Source organism: Caballeronia sp. BR00000012568055 (assembly GCF_029439455.1).
Classification (GTDB): domain Bacteria; phylum Pseudomonadota; class Gammaproteobacteria; order Burkholderiales; family Burkholderiaceae; genus Caballeronia.
Genome location: NZ_JAQFVG010000072.1, coordinates 3,722 through 4,532 on the forward strand (window position 1 = coordinate 3,722; position 811 = coordinate 4,532).

The 811-nt window shown below is 57.3% G+C and carries 2 protein-coding genes; both read right to left on the reverse strand.

The window, feature by feature from the left end:
- Window positions 1-519 (reverse strand): PAS and helix-turn-helix domain-containing protein (locus P7F28_RS04730; protein ID WP_277183282.1); only part of this gene is annotated, 519 nt, incomplete at its 3' end.
- A 22-nt stretch (window positions 520-541) separates the two neighbouring features.
- On the reverse strand, window positions 542-811 hold a 270-nt coding region (locus P7F28_RS04735), incomplete at its 5' end, for a membrane dipeptidase (RefSeq protein ID WP_277183283.1).

The window sequence follows — 811 nt, forward strand, 5'->3', positions numbered from 1 at the left end:
CAACAGGCTTGCACGGTGAATTTCCACCGTGCGCGGGCTGACATTCAATTCCTTGCCGATTTCCTTGCTTGTCATGCCGTGCACGAGGAACGCGGCGACATCGCGTTCGCGCTCGGTCAGCGAACTCACGACATCGGTCTGCTTGGTGCTGACCGAGAGATCGGTAAAGGTCCACACCGCAAGTTCGAAAGGGCGCTTCGGGTTATAGCCGAAACCGCCCACGGTCACCCAGAAATGGCTTCCGTCGATACGTCGCATGATGCGGTCATCGCTGAACGACGCGCGCCTGGCGATGAGCGGCGCAAGACGCCGCCCCGTGCTCGCAAAGTCCTTTTGCTGCGGATAGAGTTTGGAAAACGAGGCATCGACGATATCGCTGCGTTCGGCCTTGAAGAGTTCCAGCGCGCGTGCGTTGCAGTCCACCATGATGCGTTCGCGCGCCACGATCACGGCAACCGGCAGATGCCTGAAGAGGTCCTCGTAATCGAGAGCAAGCGACGTCTCAGTCATGTTCGGCATAGCTTTTGATGCGTTCGGCGGTTCAGACGTTCCACACTTCGTCGAAATAGCGCATCCAGTTTTCGCCCATGATCTTCTTGATGCGCGACTCGCTCCAGCCAGCCTTTTCCATCGCGGCGGTCAAATTCGGGAATTCGCCGATCGTTCGGATACCTTCAGGATTCACCACCTTGCCGAAGTTCGTCAGACGGCGATAACGGCCCTTGTCGTGCGTGATCCAATCGAAAAACTCCGTGCTGTAGCCTTGCGTAAAGTCCGTACCGATCCCGACCTTGTCTTCACCAATCAGATC